Source organism: Plantactinospora mayteni (assembly GCF_016862935.1).
In the GTDB taxonomy this organism is placed as follows: Bacteria; Actinomycetota; Actinomycetes; order Mycobacteriales; family Micromonosporaceae; genus Plantactinospora; species Plantactinospora mayteni.
This window is the reverse complement of sequence record NZ_BONX01000032.1, coordinates 68,313-85,190: the sequence shown is the minus strand read 5'-3', so window position 1 is coordinate 85,190 and position 16,878 is coordinate 68,313. Positions and strand designations below refer to the sequence as shown.

General features: G+C 71.8%; 14 protein-coding genes. 4 read left to right on the top strand and 10 right to left on the bottom strand.

What is annotated here, in order from left to right; all coding sequences use genetic code 11:
* Positions 1 to 13: 13 nt before the first annotated feature.
* From Pma05_RS23450 to Pma05_RS23435, 4 genes are all read right to left on the bottom strand, one after another.
* Positions 14 to 658, bottom strand: coding sequence for a response regulator (locus Pma05_RS23450; protein WP_203859615.1), 645 nt, complete (start codon positions 656 to 658; stop codon positions 14 to 16).
* The gene (locus tag Pma05_RS23445) at positions 649 to 1,866 is read right to left on the bottom strand and encodes a sensor histidine kinase (protein ID WP_239312931.1); all 1,218 of its coding nucleotides are present in this window, start codon (positions 1,864 to 1,866) and stop codon (positions 649 to 651) included. Before Pma05_RS23445 ends, Pma05_RS23450 begins: the two co-directional genes overlap by 10 nt.
* A 70-nt stretch (positions 1,867 to 1,936) precedes the next feature.
* Positions 1,937 to 4,126, bottom strand: coding sequence for a (Fe-S)-binding protein (locus Pma05_RS23440; RefSeq protein ID WP_203859614.1), 2,190 nt, complete (start codon positions 4,124 to 4,126; stop codon positions 1,937 to 1,939).
* Positions 4,127 to 4,305: 179 nt separating this feature from the next.
* Positions 4,306 to 4,569: a cell division protein CrgA gene (locus Pma05_RS23435; protein WP_203859613.1), complete on the bottom strand. Its 264-nt coding sequence runs from the start codon at positions 4,567 to 4,569 to the stop codon at positions 4,306 to 4,308.
* Between the two features lie 225 nt (positions 4,570 to 4,794).
* Between Pma05_RS23435 and Pma05_RS23430 the strand changes: the two genes are divergently transcribed.
* The 4 genes from Pma05_RS23430 to Pma05_RS23415 are packed head-to-tail and all read left to right on the top strand — an operon-like array spanning position 4,795 to position 8,674.
* Entirely contained in the window at positions 4,795 to 5,604 is an 810-nt protein-coding gene (locus Pma05_RS23430; RefSeq protein ID WP_203859612.1) for a DUF881 domain-containing protein, read from the top strand.
* Entirely contained in the window at positions 5,601 to 7,709 is a 2,109-nt protein-coding gene (locus Pma05_RS23425; RefSeq protein WP_239312929.1) for a class E sortase, read from the top strand. Before Pma05_RS23430 ends, Pma05_RS23425 begins: the two co-directional genes overlap by 4 nt.
* A 6-nt stretch (positions 7,710 to 7,715) precedes the next feature.
* Positions 7,716 to 8,018, top strand: a complete 303-nt coding sequence (locus Pma05_RS23420; protein WP_203859611.1) for a hypothetical protein — start codon at positions 7,716 to 7,718, stop codon at positions 8,016 to 8,018.
* Between the two features lie 5 nt (positions 8,019 to 8,023).
* Positions 8,024 to 8,674, top strand: a complete 651-nt coding sequence (locus tag Pma05_RS23415) for an aminodeoxychorismate/anthranilate synthase component II (protein ID WP_203859610.1) — start codon at positions 8,024 to 8,026, stop codon at positions 8,672 to 8,674.
* A gap of 71 nt (positions 8,675 to 8,745) precedes the next feature.
* Here Pma05_RS23415 and pknB read toward each other — a convergent pair whose 3' ends face one another.
* From pknB to Pma05_RS23385, 6 genes are all read right to left on the bottom strand, one after another.
* A complete protein-coding gene (gene pknB / locus Pma05_RS23410) occupies positions 8,746 to 10,545 on the bottom strand; it encodes a Stk1 family PASTA domain-containing Ser/Thr kinase (RefSeq protein WP_203859609.1) in 1,800 nt (599 codons plus the stop codon).
* Positions 10,546 to 10,564: 19 nt separating this feature from the next.
* Positions 10,565 to 11,935 (bottom strand): serine/threonine-protein kinase, encoded by a 1,371-nt coding sequence (locus Pma05_RS23405; protein ID WP_203859608.1) that lies wholly within the window; start codon positions 11,933 to 11,935, stop codon positions 10,565 to 10,567.
* Position 11,936: 1 nt separating this feature from the next.
* Positions 11,937 to 13,442, bottom strand: coding sequence for a peptidoglycan D,D-transpeptidase FtsI family protein (locus Pma05_RS23400; RefSeq protein ID WP_203859607.1), 1,506 nt, complete (start codon positions 13,440 to 13,442; stop codon positions 11,937 to 11,939).
* Positions 13,439 to 14,830, bottom strand: a complete 1,392-nt coding sequence (locus Pma05_RS23395) for an FtsW/RodA/SpoVE family cell cycle protein (protein WP_203859680.1) — start codon at positions 14,828 to 14,830, stop codon at positions 13,439 to 13,441. The genes Pma05_RS23400 and Pma05_RS23395 overlap by 4 nt, the downstream gene beginning before the upstream one ends.
* A gap of 145 nt (positions 14,831 to 14,975) precedes the next feature.
* Entirely contained in the window at positions 14,976 to 16,394 is a 1,419-nt protein-coding gene (locus Pma05_RS23390) for a PP2C family protein-serine/threonine phosphatase (protein ID WP_203859606.1), read from the bottom strand.
* Positions 16,391 to 16,873, bottom strand: a complete 483-nt coding sequence (locus Pma05_RS23385; protein WP_203859605.1) for an FHA domain-containing protein FhaB/FipA — start codon at positions 16,871 to 16,873, stop codon at positions 16,391 to 16,393. The genes Pma05_RS23390 and Pma05_RS23385 overlap by 4 nt, the downstream gene beginning before the upstream one ends.
* Between the last annotated feature and the right edge of the window lie 5 nt (positions 16,874 to 16,878).

Sequence of the window (16,878 nt, the reverse complement as noted above, 5' to 3'; positions counted from 1 at the left end):
GGCTCGGCTCCGGTCAGCCGCCCAGGTAGCGGAGTACGGCGAGCACCCGCCGGCTGTACCCGGTGACGTGCGCCAGGTCGAGCTTGTCGAAGATCGCGTTCACGTGCTTCTCGACGGCGCTCTGCGAGACGTGCAGCACCGCTGCGATGGCGGCGTTGGTGTGCCCCTGCGCCATCAGGTCCAGCACCGCCCGCTCCCGTACGGTCAGCCGGCTCAGCGGGTCGGTGTGACTGGTCCGGGCCAGCAGTTGGCGTACCACCTCCGGGTCGAAGGCGGCACCGCCGGCGCCCACCCGGGTCAGCGCGTCGAGGAACTCGCCGACCTGGGCCACCCGGTCCTTGAGCAGGTAGCCGACCCCGCCGCTCTGGCTGGTCAGCAGCTCGACGGCGTAACGCTTCTCGACGTACTGGGAGAGCACCAGAACCCCGACGGCGGGCCAGCGGCGGCGGATCTCCAGTGCGGCGCGCAGCCCCTCGTCGGTGTGGGTCGGCGGCATCCGTACGTCGACCACCACCGCCTCCGGTGGGTCCGCCGCGACCGCCGTGACCAGGGCGGTCGCGTCGCCGACGGCGGCGGTGACCTGGTGTCCCTCCTCGGCCAGCAGCCGGAGCAGCCCCTCCCGGAGCAGGATCGAGTCCTCGGCCAACATCACCCGCATGGCAGCTCCGCGACGACGGTGGTGGGACCGCCGGCCGGGCTCGCCACCCGGAATCGGCCGTCCAGGGCGGCGACCCGGCGGGCCAGGCCGGAAAGGCCGACACCGGCCGGATCGGCCCCGCCGACGCCGTCGTCGACGACCGTCACGACCAGCCGGTCGTCCCGGACCGCGACTTCGACGTCGACCCGGCCGGCCCGGGCGTGCTTGGCGGCGTTCGTCACCGCCTCCGAGACCACGAAGTACGCGGCCGTCTCGACCGCCCGGGCCGGCCGCCCGGTCAGCCGGTAGTCGACCCGGACCGGCAGCCCGGCGTGCTCGGCGACCCGGGCCAGCGCGTCGGCCAGCCCCAGGTTGTCCAGCGCGGTCGGGTAGACCCGCCAGGCGACCTCGCGGAGGTCGTCGAGGACCCGGCCGGACTCCTCGTGCGCCTGGCGCAGCAGCTCCGCCGCCTTCGTCGGGTCGGTGGTCCGGCGGGCCCGGCCGACCAGCATGCCGAGCGCGACCAGCCGCTGCTGTACCCCGTCGTGCAGGTCCCGCTCGATTCGGCGCCGCTCCGCGTCGACCGCCGCCACCACCCCGGCCCGGCTGGTGGCCAGCTCGGTGATCCGGCGTTCCAGCACCTCCCGGCCGCTCGGCCCGAGGAACCGCCGGGCCAGTCGGCGGTCCAGCGCGATCACGCCGCTGGCGCCCTGCACCACCAGGAAGAGGCCGACCAGCCCGAGTACGAGCTGCGCCACGAAGGTCAGCGGAGTGCTCTCGCCGCGCACGGCCTCCCAGATCCAGACCCCGCCGGAGAGTACGCCCCAGCCGAAGATCGCGAGTACGAAGCCGCCGAGCCCGCCGACCGCCCAGCGCAGGGCGAGATAGCGTACGGCCCGTCGACCGGTGTAGTCGGCCGCGTTCTCGCTGCCCAGGAAGGTGGCCAGCCGCCACCGTTCAACCTCGGCCAGCTCGCGGGCGCCGGTCTCGATCCGCTCGACGATCCGGTCCGCCCCCGCCCGGCGGGACCCGGCCGGTACCCGGAGCACCAGCAGGATCGACCCCAGCCCGAGCAGGTACGTCAGCTCCACCGTCGCGGTCACCGCGCCGATCAGGAGTCCGACGCCGAGCCGGAGCGACCGGCGGAGCAGACCGGGCAGGGCTCGGCCGGCGTCCCGCCGGGTCGCCGGTACGGCGTCCCCGGTCACGTCCTCCGGCCCCGCTGACACCTCTGGAGGCTACCGGTGTGGTTTTCCACAGGTACGGGGCTGGGGAAGCCCCGACGGACGGCCGAGGCGCTCAGCCGGCGGTGCCTGCCGGTTCCGGATCCACGGTGCCGGCCGGCCTGACCGAGCGGAGCAGTACGGTGGCGACGTCGACCACCTCGACCTGGTCGCCGGCCTCCTTGCCGTTGACCCCGTCGTTCAGCATCGTCGAGCAGAACGGGCAGCCGACCGCGATCGTCTTCGCCCCGGTCGACATCGCCTCCTCGACCCGGTCGACGTTGATCCGCTTGCCGATCCGCTCCTCCATCCACATCCGGGCACCGCCCGCGCCGCAGCAGAAGGAGCGCTCCTGGTTGCGCGGCATCTCGGTGATCCCGTCGGCCGCCGCGCCGAGCACCTCGCGGGGCGGGGAGAAAACCCGGTTGTGCCGGCCCAGATAGCACGGGTCGTGGTAGGTGAGCCCGCCGTCCACCGGCTGGACCGGGGTGAGCCGGCCCTCGGCGACCAGGTGGGCCAGCAACTGGGTGTGGTGCACGACCTCGAACTGGCCGCCGAGCTCGCCGTACTCGTTGCCGAGGGTGTTGAAGCAGTGCGGGCAGGTGGCGACGATCCTGCGCTTCGCCGGCTCGCGGTCGCCGAACGCCTCGTTCAGGGTCTCCACGTTCTGCTGGGCGAGCATCTGGAAGACGAACTCGTTGCCGATCCGCCGGGCCGGGTCGCCGGTGCAGGTCTCGCCCTCGCCGAGGATGGCGAAGTTCACCCCGGCCTCGTGCAGCAGGGTGGCCACCGCCCGGGTGGTCTTCTTGGCCCGGTCCTCGAACGCCCCGGCGCAGCCGACCCAGAAGAGGTATTCGAAGTCCTCGACCTCGCCGACCCGGGGCACCTCGAAGTCGAGCCCCTTGGTCCAGTCTTCCCGGGTGTTCGGCGGGGCACCCCACGGGTTGCCCTTGTTCTCCAGGTTGCGCAGCATCACGCCGGCCTCGGAGGGGAAGCTCGACTCGATCAGCACCTGGTAGCGGCGCATGTCCACGATGTGGTCGACGTGCTCGATGTCGACCGGGCACTGCTCGACGCAGGCGCCGCAGGTGGTGCAGGACCAGAGTACGTCCGGGTCGATCACCCCGAACTCATCGGCGCCGCCGATCAGCGGCCGGTTCGCCTCGGCCAGCGCCAGCACGTCCATGTGCGCGAGTTGGGCCTCGGTCGCCTTCTCCTCGCCGGTCAGGTCCTTACCCCCACCAGCCAGCAGGTACGGCGCCTTGGCGTACGCGTGGTCGCGCAGCGACAGCACCAGCAGCTTCGGCGAGAGCGGCTTGCCGGTGTTCCAGGCCGGGCACTGCGACTGGCACCGCCCGCACTCGGTGCAGGTGGTGAAGTCCAGCAGTCCCTTCCAGGTGAACTGCTCGACCTGGGCGACCCCGAACTGGTCCTTCTCCGGGTCCGCCTCCTCGAAGTCGAGCGGCTTGCCGTTGCTGGTCATCGGGCGCAGCGCGCCGAGCCCGGAGCCGGCCCGGCCGGGCTCACGCTTGAAGAAGATGTTGGGGAAGGCGGCGAACCGGTGCCAGGCGACACCCATGGTCACGTTCAGCGAGATGACGATGACCCAGGTCATCGAGATCGCGATCTTCACCAGGGCGGTGACGCTGGTACCCGCGTCCCAGGCCGGCAGCAGCGCGCCGACGGCGTGACTGACCGGGGTGGCCCAGGCCGGGAACTCGAAGTGGTCCGTGGCGACCTTGAAGCCCCGGATCAGGAACCCGCAGACCAGCACGGCCAGCACCACGGCCTCGACGAAGTAGCCCTGCCACATGGTCGAGCCGGTGAACCGGGACCGGCGGGCCGGGTTGCCCGGCCGGTTCGCCAGCCGGATGCCGATCAACACCAGGATCCCGACCACCCCGAGGATCCCGATCAGTTCGGTGACCAGTCCGTAGCCGACCCATTGCCCGACCAGCGGCAGCCCGCCGGTCGGGGTGACCACCTCGAAGTACGCCTCCAGCACCAGCAGCGACAGGACGACGAAGGCGACCATCACGAACCAGTGCGCGGCGCCCACCACGCTCCAGCGGAGCATCCGGGTGTGCCCGAGCGTCTCGACCAGCATGTTCCGGGCCCGGGCGCCCCGGTCGGTGAACCGCCCCGGGTCGGGTTGGCCGAACCGGATCACCGCGGTCATCCGCAGCACCGCGCGGACCGCCAGCCACACCGCGACCGCGGTGATGCCGGCGGCGAGGATCGTGGTCACGATCTGGACGCTGCCCATGCCTGTTTGGCCTCTCCGTCCTGCTGCCTGACCTCGTCCGCCGCCGGGCCGACGCGTCGTCCACCGGCGGCGATGTACGCAGCCTACGCGGCGAGGTTACTCATTGGTAACGTGACTATCGTCGCAACGACGGTCACCCGCCCCGGCTGCCGGGACGGGTGGGGAAAGTAGGACCGGAGTCAGCGCCAGCGGGAGAGCAGACCCAGCGAACTGACCATCGCCCCGAATCCGATGGCGAGGTTCCAGTACCGCCAGGTGGCGACGGGGTATTCCATGTCGGACAGGTAGAAGACCACCAGCCAGCCGATGCCGAAGACGATCAACCCGACCGCCGTGGCCGGCAACCAGACCGGGCTAGGCTTGCGGGTCGCCGCGGTGGACGTCGGACGGACGTCGGTCGGCGGGGTGTACACCTTCTTCTTACGTACCTGAGACTTGGGCACGGCGCTCTCCTGAGGGGGTGGTGATCCTCGTCCGGCCTGACAACCGGACGCAAGGGCGACGGTCCATGGCCAATAATGTTCGACAGCTAGCGTAGTCGCGAGAACCCGTTCAGGCCACGGACCCGGCAACCTGGGTACGGACTGTTGAACGCCCGGATCGCCTCGGTAATTCCCGCGATTAGGACATAATTACCAGATCGGCACGATCGTGAGGGGGAAGGCGCGATGGAGTACACCTCCGGCGTCGCGTCCTGGCGGAAGGTGCTCCGCCGCGCGGCCGTGGGGCTGCTGCCCCGGCGTTCGGCCGAGCGCCGGCCCGGGTGGTCGGTGGGCGTACCCCTGATCGCGCTCGCCGCCGGGCTGCTCTTCACCACCACGGCCACCACCGCCGACGGCACCTCGCTGCGCGAGGACCGTCGCCCGGAACTCGCCCAGCTCATCGAGGACCGCCGCGACCAGGTGGCCTCGGGACAGGAGCGGGCCGCCGCGCTCCGCGACGAGGTGGAGAACCAGACCGAGGCGCTCGGCGGCTCCGACGGCCGGGTGGCGGCCCAGCGCGACCGGGCCACGGGCAGCCGGGAGGCGGCCGGGTTCACCGCGCTGACCGGCCCGGGGCTCTCCGTCGAACTCGACGACGCGCCGCAGCCGGGCGACGGCAAGCTGCCGGCCGACGCCAGCAACGACGATCTCGTGGTGCACCAGGGCGACGTGCAGGCGGTGGTCAACGCGCTCTGGGCCGGAGGTGCCGAGGCCATGACAATCATGGGTGTCCGTGTCCTCTCCACCAGCGCGGTACGCTGCGTGGGGAACACCCTGCTCCTGCACGGGCAGGTGTACTCGCCACCGTTCAAGATCACCGCCATCGGCGATCCCGCCGCACTACAGCGAGCACTCGCCGCGTCCGAGGGGGTCCGGTTGTTCAGGGACGCGGTCACCCACTACCACCTTGGATACCACGAGGCAGTGGAGCCCAACGTGACGGTTCCCGCGTACGACGGTCCCGGCGGACTCCGGTCGGCCGAGGTTCCCGGGTGAGCCCGGTGGCCGGCGACCCGAACTCCGCCCGCAACGGTCGGCACCGCGCGCCGGACGGCGACGACGCGACCATGTACATCCCCCGGCTGCCGGAGGCCGACGAGCCGCCGACGGCCGACCGGGCAGCGCGTCCGTCCCGCCCCGAGTCGGCGGAGCCGGGCGGCCCTCGCCCGCGGATCACCGTCGACCACGTCGTGGCGCCGCCACCGGGCCGGGCACCGCGCGCGCCCGAGCCGCCCCCGCCGGCCGCCCACGACGGCGTGGACCTGCCCCCGCGCGGCACCATCGGCCCGCCCGGCGGCGATCCCGGCCGCTATCCGAGCGCCGATCCGGCCGGGCGTGGCCCGTCCGCGCCGCCCGAGCCGCGTCCGGGGGAGCACGGCCACCCCGGCGAGCGCCGGGGACCGTCCGACAGCCACCGCCCGCAGCCATACTCGCCGGTCGAGCCCGAGTTCCGGATCGCCCACCCTCCGGCGGACCGTCGGGAGTCAGCCCCGCCAGCCGGTCGGCGGGACGCGGCCGGAGACACCGAGCGCTGGCCGCCGGGACCGAACACCGTCCCCGACCGTTGGGAGCCGGCACCGCCGGTCCGACCGGGCGCCTGGGAGCCGGCCTCGGGCGTCGACCCGGGCGCCTGGGCACCGACCTCGGCCGCCGACCCCGGCCGCTGGGGGCCACCCCCGGGTGGTGACCCGGGCCGACGGACCTCCCCGCCGGCCACCCCGGACCCCTGGGCACCGCCTGCGGCTTCCGGTGGCGTCGCCCCACCAACCCCCGGCGGTACGCCCGACCGGCTCGCCGGCACGCCCACCCAGTTCACCGCGAACGGCCACACCCCCGAAACCAGCGGTACCGGTCACGCCCCCGCGACCGGCTACGCCTCCGGCACGAACGGCACCGGTCACGCCCCCGGGACCGGGCACACCTCCGGGACCAGCGGAACCGGCCACGCCTCCGGGACCAGCGGGACCGGCCAGGTCAACGGCAACGGTCGCGCCGACAGTCCGACCGCGCTCATCCCGGCCGTCACGCCGCCGGACCCGGAGACCACCGCGCCGATCCCGCAGACGGCGCAGCGCGGTTCCGGAGCCGGTGGCGCCACCACCGCGCTGCCGCACGTCCGGCCCGCAGCCACGTCCCGCCGGGAGGACGTCGAGTCCACCGGGCTGACCGGAGCCGACGGCGCCACTACCGCCCTGCCGCACGTCCGGCCGGCAGCCAAGCCTCGCCGGGACGACATCGAGTCCACCGCGCTGATCGGCGCGATCCCGCCCCGACCGGCCGGCGGCGACGACGCGGACGGCTCGGACGACGGAACGGACCCCGAGCAGCGTCCCCGGCGCGGTGACCGGGTCGTCCAGCTCCGGCCGGAGCAGACCGGCGAGGGCTACAGGAGCGTCTACTCCGAGCTGACCCGGCCGTCGGTCGGCTCCCGGATCCGGACCGGCATCCGGGCCACCGGCGAGGTGCTGATCACCTTCGGCCTGGTCGTGCTGCTCTTCGCGGCGTACGAGGTGTGGGGCAAGTCGACCATCGTCAACGCGCACCAGGACGACCTGAGCCAGCAGTTGGCCCAGCAGTGGGACGAGCCCGACCCGACGGTCGGCCCCACCCCCACCGCCACCCCGAAGCCGGCCAAGCCGGTACCGGGCAAGCCGATCGCCGGGCTCTACATCCCGAAGCTGGACAAGCACTGGACCGTGGTGGAAGGCGTCAGCCAGAAGGACATCCGGTACGCCCCCGGCCACTACCCGACCAGCGCGCTACCCGGCCAGGTCGGCAACTTCTCGGTCGCCGGCCACCGGAACCGGGCCACCTTCTGGCGGCTGGACGAACTCGACAACGGCGACGCGATCGTGGTGGAGTCCAAGGACGCCTGGTTCGTCTACCACGTGTCGCAGACCCGGATCGTCCGGCCGTCCCAGGTCGAGGTGGTCGCCCCGGTCCCCGGCAAGCCCGGCAAGAAGCCGACCGAGGCGATGCTGACCCTCACCACCTGCAACCCGAAGTTCGACAACTACCAGCGGTTGATCGTGCACGCCGAGCTGATCCGTACCGAGCCGAAGGCGGCCGGCTCGCCCCGCCCACCCGAGTTGGACGGCTGACCGGCCATGTACGGGTGGATCTGGCGCAAGCTGCCGTTCGGGATTCCGGGCAAGTTGATCGGCTCGCTGCTGATCACCGCGAGCCTGCTCGCCCTGTTCTGGTATGTCATCTTCCCGTGGGCCGAGCCGCTGCTGCCGTTCGACGACGTCCAGGTGACCCAGGAGAACGGGGTACCCGGGGACCCGGCCGGTGACCCGGGAGTGGACGGCGAGGATCCGGGCGTCGACGGTGAGCCGTCCGGCGACGAGCACGAGTTGCCGTACGACACCGACCGGAACAACACTCCGCCCCCGAGCCCGACCAGGTAGGCCCGATGCGCGTCCTCGTGATCGACAACTATGACTCGTTCGTCTTCAACCTCGTGCAGTACCTCGGCCAGCTCGGCGCCGACTGCGAGGTACGCCGCAACGACGAGATCGACCTCGCCGAGGTGGGTCGGCTCGACGTGGCCGGAGTGCTGCTCTCCCCCGGCCCAGGTACCCCGGACCGGGCCGGCGTCTGCCTCGACGTGATCCGGGAGTACGCCGGCAGGCTGCCGATCCTCGGCGTCTGCCTCGGCCACCAGGCGATCGGGGCCGCCTTCGGAGCGACCGTCGAGCGGGCACCCGAACTGCTGCACGGCAAGACGTCCGAGGTCCGACACCGGAACGTGGGCGTACTGGCCGGGCTGCCGGACCCGTTCACCGCGACCCGCTACCACTCGCTCGCCGTACCCCCGGAGACCCTGCCGGCGGAGATCGAGGTCACCGGCTGGACCGAGTCGGGCGTGGTGATGGCGATGCGGCACCGCGACCTGCCGATCGAGGGCATGCAGTTCCACCCCGAGTCGGTACTGACCGAGGGTGGTCACCTAATGCTCGCCAACTGGCTCGCCGGCTGTGGCCTGCCCGCCGCACTGGACCGGGCGCCCGCGCTGGCCGCCGAGGTCGACGCCCGGCGCCGGGCCGCCTTCGTCACGGTCTGACCCTGGCCCGGTAGGCCGGGGTGGTCGGCGTGCGGAGAGCGGTCAGCCTCTCCGCACTGGTGCGATCAGCGTCATTCCGGCCGGGTGACCGGCGGGCTCAACGGTGGGAACAACCCGCTCCCGCCGCCGCCCCCGGTGCTGGGCGTGGGCGTGGGGCTGGTCGGGGTCGGTTCCTCCTGTTCCGGCACGCTGACCGTGATCGTCACGAGCGTGCCGGTCGACTTCTTCTCCCCGCCCCTCGGGTTCTGCCCGGTCACCTCACCGGCCTCGGCCCGCGGCACCGGCTCGCCGTCGACGACCCGTACATCGAAGCCGGCATCCCTCAGCAGATCCCGGGCCTCGTCCTCCTGGAGCCCGGTGACCCGAGGCACCTCGACGACGTTGCCCCGGGAGACCTCGACGACCACGGTGCTCTCCGGGGCGACCTTCTTACCCTCGCCAGGGTCGACCCTGGTGACGATGCCCTTCGGCTCGTCGCTGTTGACGTCCTTGCGCTGCACCTTCAGTTCGAGGCTCTTGAGCTGGCCTTCGACCGCCTCGAACCGTCCGCCCACCAGGTTCGCCGGGATCTGCACCGTCGCCGGGCCCTCGCAGACCCGGATCTCGACCTCGGTACGCGGATCGACCTTGGACTTCGCCGGCTCGCTCTGCGTGGTGACCTGCCCCACCTCGCAGTCCTCGCTGTTGTCCGCGGCGCCGAGCTTGGGGGTCAGCTCGGCCTGCCGCAGCGTGTTCTCGGCGGCCTCCCGGGTGCTGCCGACCACGTTCGGCACCTCGACGGTGGTGGTCGGGCCGCCACCGTCGTCGCCGTTGAGCAACAGGGCGGCGACCAGGGCGATCACCGCGAGCACCCCGAGACCGCTCAGCGTGGCGATCACCCAGGCGGACGCCTTGCGGCGCCGGGCGTCGCCGACCCGGGCCGGCGGCATCGGCCGGCCCCCGGCGGTGGGGATCGCGCGAGTCGTGGCGGTGTGCGACATCGCCATCGTCTCGTCCTCGCGCAGCACCGGGGTGGCCATCACCGGCCGGCCGGCCGCCGCGCGGAGCAGGTCGGCCCGCATCTCCGCAGCGCTCTGGTAGCGGTTGAGCGGGTTCTTCGACAGCGCCTTGAGCACGATCGCGTCGATCGGCGGGGTGACGTCCGGGTTGAGGTCGCTCGGCGATGGCGGAGCTTCGCGTACGTGCTGGTAGGCGACGCTGACCGGGCTGTCGCCCACGAACGGCGGATGGCCGCAGAGCAGCTCGAACAGCACACAACCGGCGGCGTAGACGTCGGATCGGGCGTCCACCGCCTCGCCCCGGGCCTGCTCGGGGGAGAGGTATTGTGCGGTACCGATCACTGCGCTGGTCTGCGTCATCGTGGTGGCACCGCTGGCCAGCGCCCGGGCGATGCCGAAGTCCATCACCTTGACCTGGCCGGTCTGGGTCATCATCACGTTGCCGGGCTTGATGTCCCGGTGGATGATGCCGTGCCGGTGGCTGAACTCCAGCGCGGCGCAGACGTCGGCGGTGATCTCCAGGGCCCGTCGGGGCATCAACCGCCCCTCGGCGGCGAGCACCTCCTTGAGGGTCCGGCCGTTGACGAACTCCATGACGATGAACGGCAGCGTCTCGCCGGTCGGCGCGATCTCCTCGCCGGTGTCGTAGACGGCGACGATCGCCGGGTGGTTCAGCGAGGCGGCGTTCTGCGCCTCCCGCCGGAAACGCATCTGGAAGGTGTCGTCACGGGCCAGATCGGTACGAAGCATCTTGATCGCGACATCGCGACCGAGCCGGAGGTCACGCCCACGGTGCACCTCGGCCATGCCGCCGTATCCGAGCAGCTCGCCGACCTGGTACCTGCCACCCAGCAGGCGGGCCTGCGCCGTCATCTCGTCTGTCGTCCTTCGCTCATCTGGTCACCCCGTCGGGGTACACGGTCCGCTGCACCAGACGGTACGGCGCACCGGGCGATGCGTCGCGTCCGGCTTCCGACCGGAGTTCCGATATCGCCGTCTGGGGCGCTGGCATGCTGCTGTTGTTCTGGTTCTGGTCTTGTCTCCACCTGAAGGCAATCACGCCCGAGCAGATCAGTACCAACAGGCCCAGCACGACAAAAAGCGCGATCAGCAACGAGCGGTTCCCGGGCGACGGCTGCGGTGCGGCCGGACGCCCCGGATACGAGTATGCGGCCTCCGGCCGGGGCCGGACCGGCTGCGGCACCGCGGCCGCACCCCGGTTGTAGCCGGCGGGGCCGACCGGCGCCGTACCGGCCGGCGGGCGGGCCATCGGCGGGACGGCCGGCGAGTGTGGCGCGGGGGGTCCCACCCGGGCGGCGCCGGGCGGCACCCGGGGCGCGGGCGGGACCGAGGTCGGCCCGTGCGGCATCGCGGGCGGCAGCGGGGCGGGGCGCTGCGGCGGCACCGGCAGCGACGCGACCGGTCGGCCGGGCTGGTTCGCCATCCCGATCGTGGCGGCGGCCTGCCGGGACACCGCGGCCAGCTCGGAGGCGCTCTGCCAGCGGGCCTTGGGGTCCTTCGCCATCGAGCGCTCGACGATCGCCCGGATCGCCGGCGGGATGTCGCCGGGAAGCTGCCGGGGAGCGTCCCGGACGTGCTTCATGGCGATCTCGATCGCGCTGTTGCCCTCGAACGGCCGCCGGCCGGCAAGGCACTGGTATGCCACCACGCCGAGCGCGTACACGTCGGAGGTGGCGGTGGCGACCTCGCCGGCCGCCTGCTCCGGCGAGATGTACGACGCCGTGCCGAGCACCGAACCGGCGGCGGTGAGCTGGCCGACCAGGGCCGAGCGGGCGATGCCGAAGTCGGTGAGTACCAGGGTGCCGTTCGGCCGGACCAGCAGGTTCCCCGGCTTCACGTCCCGGTGCACGATGCCCTTGTCGTGCGCGGCCTGCAACGCGTCGGCGGCCTGCGCGACCAACGCCATGGTACGGGCCGGGGTGAGCCGGCCGACCCGGCCCAGCGTCCGGGACAGCGCGTCGCCCTCGACGTATTCCATCACCAGAAAGGCGATCTGCTGGTCGCTGCCGTAGTCGTAGACGTCCACCACCCCGGGGTGGTTGATCGTGGCCATGGTCCGGGCCTCACCCCGGAACCGCTCGGCGAAGCCCGGCTCGTCCAGCAGCGCCGGCAGCAGGATCTTGACCGCCACCGTACGGCCGAGCACCTCGTCGGTGCCCCGCCACACGTCGCCCATGCCGCCACCGGCGATCCGCTCGTCGAGGCGGTACCGGTTACCGAGCAGCACTCCGGGCTTCAGCATGTCAGCGGCCTCCCCGGTCGGCGATGACCGCCCGCATGATCTGCTGGCTGATCCGCGCCGCCTCGGCGCTGCCACCCGGCCCGGCGGCCTCCAGGAAGACGCAGACCGCGGAGATCGGCTTACCGGCGCTGTTGATCGCGAACCCGATGAACCAGCCGTGGTCGGTGCTGTTCCCGCCGGTCTCGGCGGTACCGGTCTTGCCGCCGACGCGGTATCCGTTGATCCTCGCGTTGGTACCGGTGCCGTTCTGCACCACGCTGACCATCATGTCCTGGAGTTGGCGGGCGACGTCGGCGCTGACCGGCTCGCGCAGCTCCCGGGGGGCCGCGGTGTAGTAGTCGGTGGTGCGGTCCGGGCCGAGCTGCTGCTGCACCAGGTAGGGCCGCATCTGGCGCCCGTCGTTGGCCACCGTGGCCGCGATCAGCGCGCCCTGCAACGGGGTCATCCGGACGTCGTTCTGCCCGATGGAGGACTGGGCCACCAACGGCGGATCGTCGTTGCCGGCCGGCGTCACCATCCCACCGGTACGGCTGGCCGCCACCTTCTGGCCCGGCCCGTTGAGCCGGCCCGCGGCCAGATCGTCGTCCTCGAAGCCGAACTGGCGGGCCTCGTCCTTGAGCTTGTCGGCGCCGAGCTTGACGCCGAGCTGGGCGAAGCCGGTGTTGCAGGAGTCGGTCAACGCCGTGGTCAGGGTCACCTGGGCCTGCGGGCAGATGCTCGGCACCGCGTTGCGGATCTCCTGTCCGGCGGTCGGGGCCAGGTAACTCGGGCCGGCCGGGATCCGGGTCTCCGGGTCGTATCCGTTCTCCAGTGCCGCGGCCGAGGTGATGACCTTGAAGGTGGAACCCGGCGGGAAGGTCTCGGAGAGTGCCCGGTTCTTCAGCGGGCCGTCCTTGGCGGCGTCCAGCCGGTCGTACGCGGCCTGGGCATTCTCGGTGTCGTGGTCGACCAGCGGGTTCGGGTCGAAGCTCGGCATCGAGACGAGCGCCTGGATCGCCCCGGTGGTGGGGTCGAGCGCCACCGCCGCGCCCTTGGTCACGCCGTTGCGGTTGTCGGCCAGCTCGCGGAACGCGGTCTCCTGGGCCCGGGGTGAGAGGGTGAGCAGGATGTTCCCGCCGGCGGTCTGGTTGCCGGTGAAGATGTCCCGCACCCGGTCGCCGAAGAGCTGGTCGCTGGTGCCGGCGAGGAAGTCGTTCTCGCTCTTCTCGATGCCGGTGTCGGCCAGGTTGACCGGCTTGTACCCGAGCGCGTGCGCGTACACCTCGCCCTTGGGATAGGTACGGAGGAAGTTGAGTTTTCCGCCCGTCTCCTTGCTGGTCGCCAGGGGCGTACCGCCGGCCTCGATGATCCCGCGCTTGCGCTCGTACTCGGCAACCTGGACCCGGCCGTTGTAGTCGCTGTTGCGATATTCGTCGGCCTTGTACGCCTGTACGTAGTTGAGGTTGACGAAGAGCAGGCCGAACAGGACCATCACGACGACGCCCACCCGGCGCAACGGTGCGTTCACGGTCTGATCACCTCCGTTGTGGCGCCGTGCAACTGGGCCGGCGGTCCGGCGGGTACCCCGCTGGGCCGGGCCGGCGACGTGGAGTCGACCGGCCGGCGCGCGGCGTCGGAGATCCGGAGCAGGGCCGCGACCAGCAGCCAGTTCGCCATCAGCGACGAGCCACCGGCGGAGAGGAACGGCGTGGTCTGGCCGGTGAGCGGGATCAGGCCGCTGACGCCACCGATGATCACGAAGAGCTGGAGGCAGACCGTGAAGGAGAGGCCTCCGGCGAGCAGCTTGCCGAACGAGTCGCGGACGGCCAGCGCGGCCCGCAGACCCCGCTCGATGATCAGCAGGTAGATCACCAGCAGGGCGGAGAGCCCGAACAGGCCGATCTCCTCACCCAACCCGGCGAAGACGAAGTCCGTGTGCACCTCGGGAATCTCCGTCGGCTGCCCGGCACCCGGACCGGTCCCGAAGAGCCCACCGGTACCCAGGCCGAGCAGTCCTTGCAGGGTCTGCCAGCCCGTGCCGTACGGGTCGCCGTACGGGTCGAGCCAGATGTCGACCCGGGTGTAGAAGCTGGCAAACGGCCCGCCGACAGTGCTGCCGAGATACCAGGCGAGCACGGCACCGCCGAAGAAGAGCAGCAGACCGATGATCAGCCAACTGACCCGTTCGGTGGCGATGTAGAGGGTGACCACGAACATGCCGAAGTAGAGCAGCGAGGTGCCGAGGTCCTTCTGGAAGACCAGCACCGCGAGGCTGATCAGCCAGACCACGATGACCGGGCCGAGGTCCCGGCCGCGCGGGAAGTCGATGCCGAGGAAACGCCGGCTGGCCAGCGAGAGCACCTCGCGCTTGCGGACCAGGTAGTAGGCGAAGAAGACCAGCAGGGCCAGCTTGGCGAACTCACCGGGCTGGATCGTGAACCCGCCGACGCTGATCCAGAGCTTGGCGTCCGACTGCGGGTTGACCTGCGAGTATTTGGCGGGCAGCAGCGCCGGGGTGATCACCAGCACGATGCCGGCCAGTACCAGGGTGTAGGCGTACCGGGAGATCGCCCGGTGGTCCCGGATCAGCACCAGCAGCCCGGCGGCGAGCGCCACCGAGATCAGCGTCCAGGCCAACTGCCGCCCACCGGTGCCGGAGAACATGGTGAGGTCGGCCCGCTCGTCCGGGGTGGCCCGGCCGAGGTCGAGCCGCCGGAGAAAGGCCACGCCGAGGCCGTTGACCAGGGCGACCGCCGGCACCAGCACCGGATCGGCGTACGGCGCCAGGAACCGGACCACCACGTGGATCGCCAGGAAGACGGCGGTGATCGACGCGATCGGCACCCAGAAGTCGAACGTCACCGTGTCGAGCAGGTTCGCCTCGGCCGTCGCCGCGTACGCCGCCACCACGACCATGGCCAGCAGCAGCAGCGCCAGCTCAGCATTCCGCCTGGACCTGGCGGCGAATCGGACACGTGGCAGCTCGCCCGTGGGCGCGGGCGTCGATGCCGATCCAGGCGGGGCGGTCACGTGATATCCCTCGGATCGTCGGAGCTGACGCTCACTCGATCGACCGGCATCCCGCAGGGTCGGTGACCGGCGGGATCGGGTCGGACGGTGGCGCGTCGGGCGTGTCCGCCGGAGTGGCGGTCGCCCGCACGGTCTGGCCGGGGGTAGGGGTGGGCGCGGACGGGGTCGGGGTGGTGGCGCTCGGCGTCGGGGTGGGGCCGGGCGTGGCGCTCGGCTGGCAGAGCGGCTTCAGGTTGGGATTGCCCGGATCCTCGTTGGTCAGCTCGGCGAGCCGGCGTTCCGCGTCGGGCTCGTCGTCGGCCTGGATGCCCTGCTTCACCTGCTCCTGGGCGGCGTCGGTCAGGTCGTCCAGCTTCGTCGGGCTGGTCGCGTGCACGTTCGACAGGTCGAGCCCGGCGATCCGGCCGGGAACGCCCTGGAAGACCGCGAGCTGACCGTCGTCGGTGGCGCCGACATAATATTGCCGCTGGGTGTAGTCCCAGCCGAACCAGAACCCCGCGCCGACCACCCCGAGCAGCGCCACCACGAGTACGGCGGTGCGCAGCGGGTGCCGGCGCGGACGCATCGACTCGTCGTCGGCGGCCGGCTCGGGCTCGGCCGGCTCCGGGCTCGCCGGCCGCGGTGGGGAGAGCGCCGAGGCCCGGGCGGCCGGTGTCGAGTCGTCGGCCGAGGTCGCCATGCCCCGGTCCCGGGAGGCCGCGCCGCCGACGATCGGGGCCGCCTCCAGGATGTCCTGGTCGGTGGCGTCCGCGATGATCACGGTGATGTTGTCTGGGCCGCCGCCCCGGAGCGCAAGCTGCACCAGCCGCTCGACGCACGCCTGGGGGTCCCGGAGGCCGCGCATGGTGTCCGCGATGGTCTCCGCGCTCACCACGCCGGAGAGCCCGTCGCTACAGATCAGGTAGCGGTCACCGGTACGCACCTGGCGTACGGAGTATTCGGGGTCGATGTCGCGACCGTCCAGTGCCCGGGTGAGCAGCGACCGCTGCGGGTGGCTGCTCGCCTCCTCCAGGCTGATCCGGCCCTCGTCGACCAACATCTGGACGTACGTGTCGTCCTTGGTGATCTGGGCGAACTCGCCATCGCGGAGCAGGTAGGCGCGGGAGTCACCGATGTGCACCATGCCGATCTTGCTGCCCGAGAAGAGCAGAGCGGTGAGCGTGGTGCCCATCCCCTCGAGATGCGGATTGGCGTCCACGGTGTCGCGCAACTGTTGGTTGGCGGTGTCCACGGCCGACCGCAGCGCGTCGACGAGGGCGTCACCTGGGACGTCCTCGTCGAGCGGGGCCATGGCACCGATGACGATGTTGCTGGCGACGTCACCGGCGGCCATCCCGCCCATGCCATCGGCCACGGCGAGAAGCCGTGGCCCGGCATAGACGGAATCCTGGTTGCCGTCTCGGATCAGCCCGCGGTCGCTGTGCGCCGCGTAACGCAGGGTCAGAGTCATGGCCGTAATTCGAGAGAAGTGCGGCCGATCCGGATCGGCACGCCGAGGGGGACGGGGGTAGGTCCGGTGACCTTAGCGCGATCGAGGTAGGTCCCGTTAGTCGAGCCGAGATCTTCGACGAACCACTGCCCGGATCGGGGCACGAGCCGGGCGTGCCGGGCCGAGGCGTAGTCGTCGGTGATCACCAGCGTGGAGTCCTCCGCCCGGCCGATGGTGATCTGTGCTTCGCCGAGCGTGATTCGCGTGCCGGCGAGCTGGCCAGCGGTGACGACCAACTGGTGCGCCGCCCGGCCCCGCTTGACCTTCGCCGGTTTGTTCTGTCCCAGCACGGCCCCCACCCCGCGCGGCGCGGCGACGAGGCGACTGGACCTCGCGCCGGCGAAGAGGTCCCGACGGATCACCCCGACCACCGTGAAGACGAAGATCCACAGCAGGACGATGAAGCCGATCCGGGCAACGGTAATGACAAGTGCGGGCAAGGTGC

What these genes read in the sequence shown, in the direction of transcription:
- Pma05_RS23420 (WP_203859611.1), top strand. Translation starts at nt 7,716, where the DNA reads ATGTACGGGTGGATCTGGCGCAAGCTGCCGTTCGGGATTCCGGGCAAG.
- Pma05_RS23405 (WP_203859608.1), bottom strand. Translation starts at nt 11,935, where the DNA reads ATGCTGAAGCCCGGAGTGCTGCTCGGTAACCGGTACCGCCTCGACGAG.
- Pma05_RS23440 (WP_203859614.1), bottom strand. Translation starts at nt 4,126, where the DNA reads ATGGGCAGCGTCCAGATCGTGACCACGATCCTCGCCGCCGGCATCACC.
- Pma05_RS23390 (WP_203859606.1), bottom strand. Translation starts at nt 16,394, where the DNA reads ATGACTCTGACCCTGCGTTACGCGGCGCACAGCGACCGCGGGCTGATC.
- pknB (WP_203859609.1), bottom strand. Translation starts at nt 10,545, where the DNA reads ATGACGGCGCAGGCCCGCCTGCTGGGTGGCAGGTACCAGGTCGGCGAG.
- Pma05_RS23430 (WP_203859612.1), top strand. Translation starts at nt 4,795, where the DNA reads ATGGAGTACACCTCCGGCGTCGCGTCCTGGCGGAAGGTGCTCCGCCGC.
- Pma05_RS23450 (WP_203859615.1), bottom strand. Translation starts at nt 658, where the DNA reads ATGCGGGTGATGTTGGCCGAGGACTCGATCCTGCTCCGGGAGGGGCTG.
- Pma05_RS23395 (WP_203859680.1), bottom strand. Translation starts at nt 14,830, where the DNA reads ATGGTCGTGGTGGCGGCGTACGCGGCGACGGCCGAGGCGAACCTGCTC.
- Pma05_RS23415 (WP_203859610.1), top strand. Translation starts at nt 8,024, where the DNA reads ATGCGCGTCCTCGTGATCGACAACTATGACTCGTTCGTCTTCAACCTC.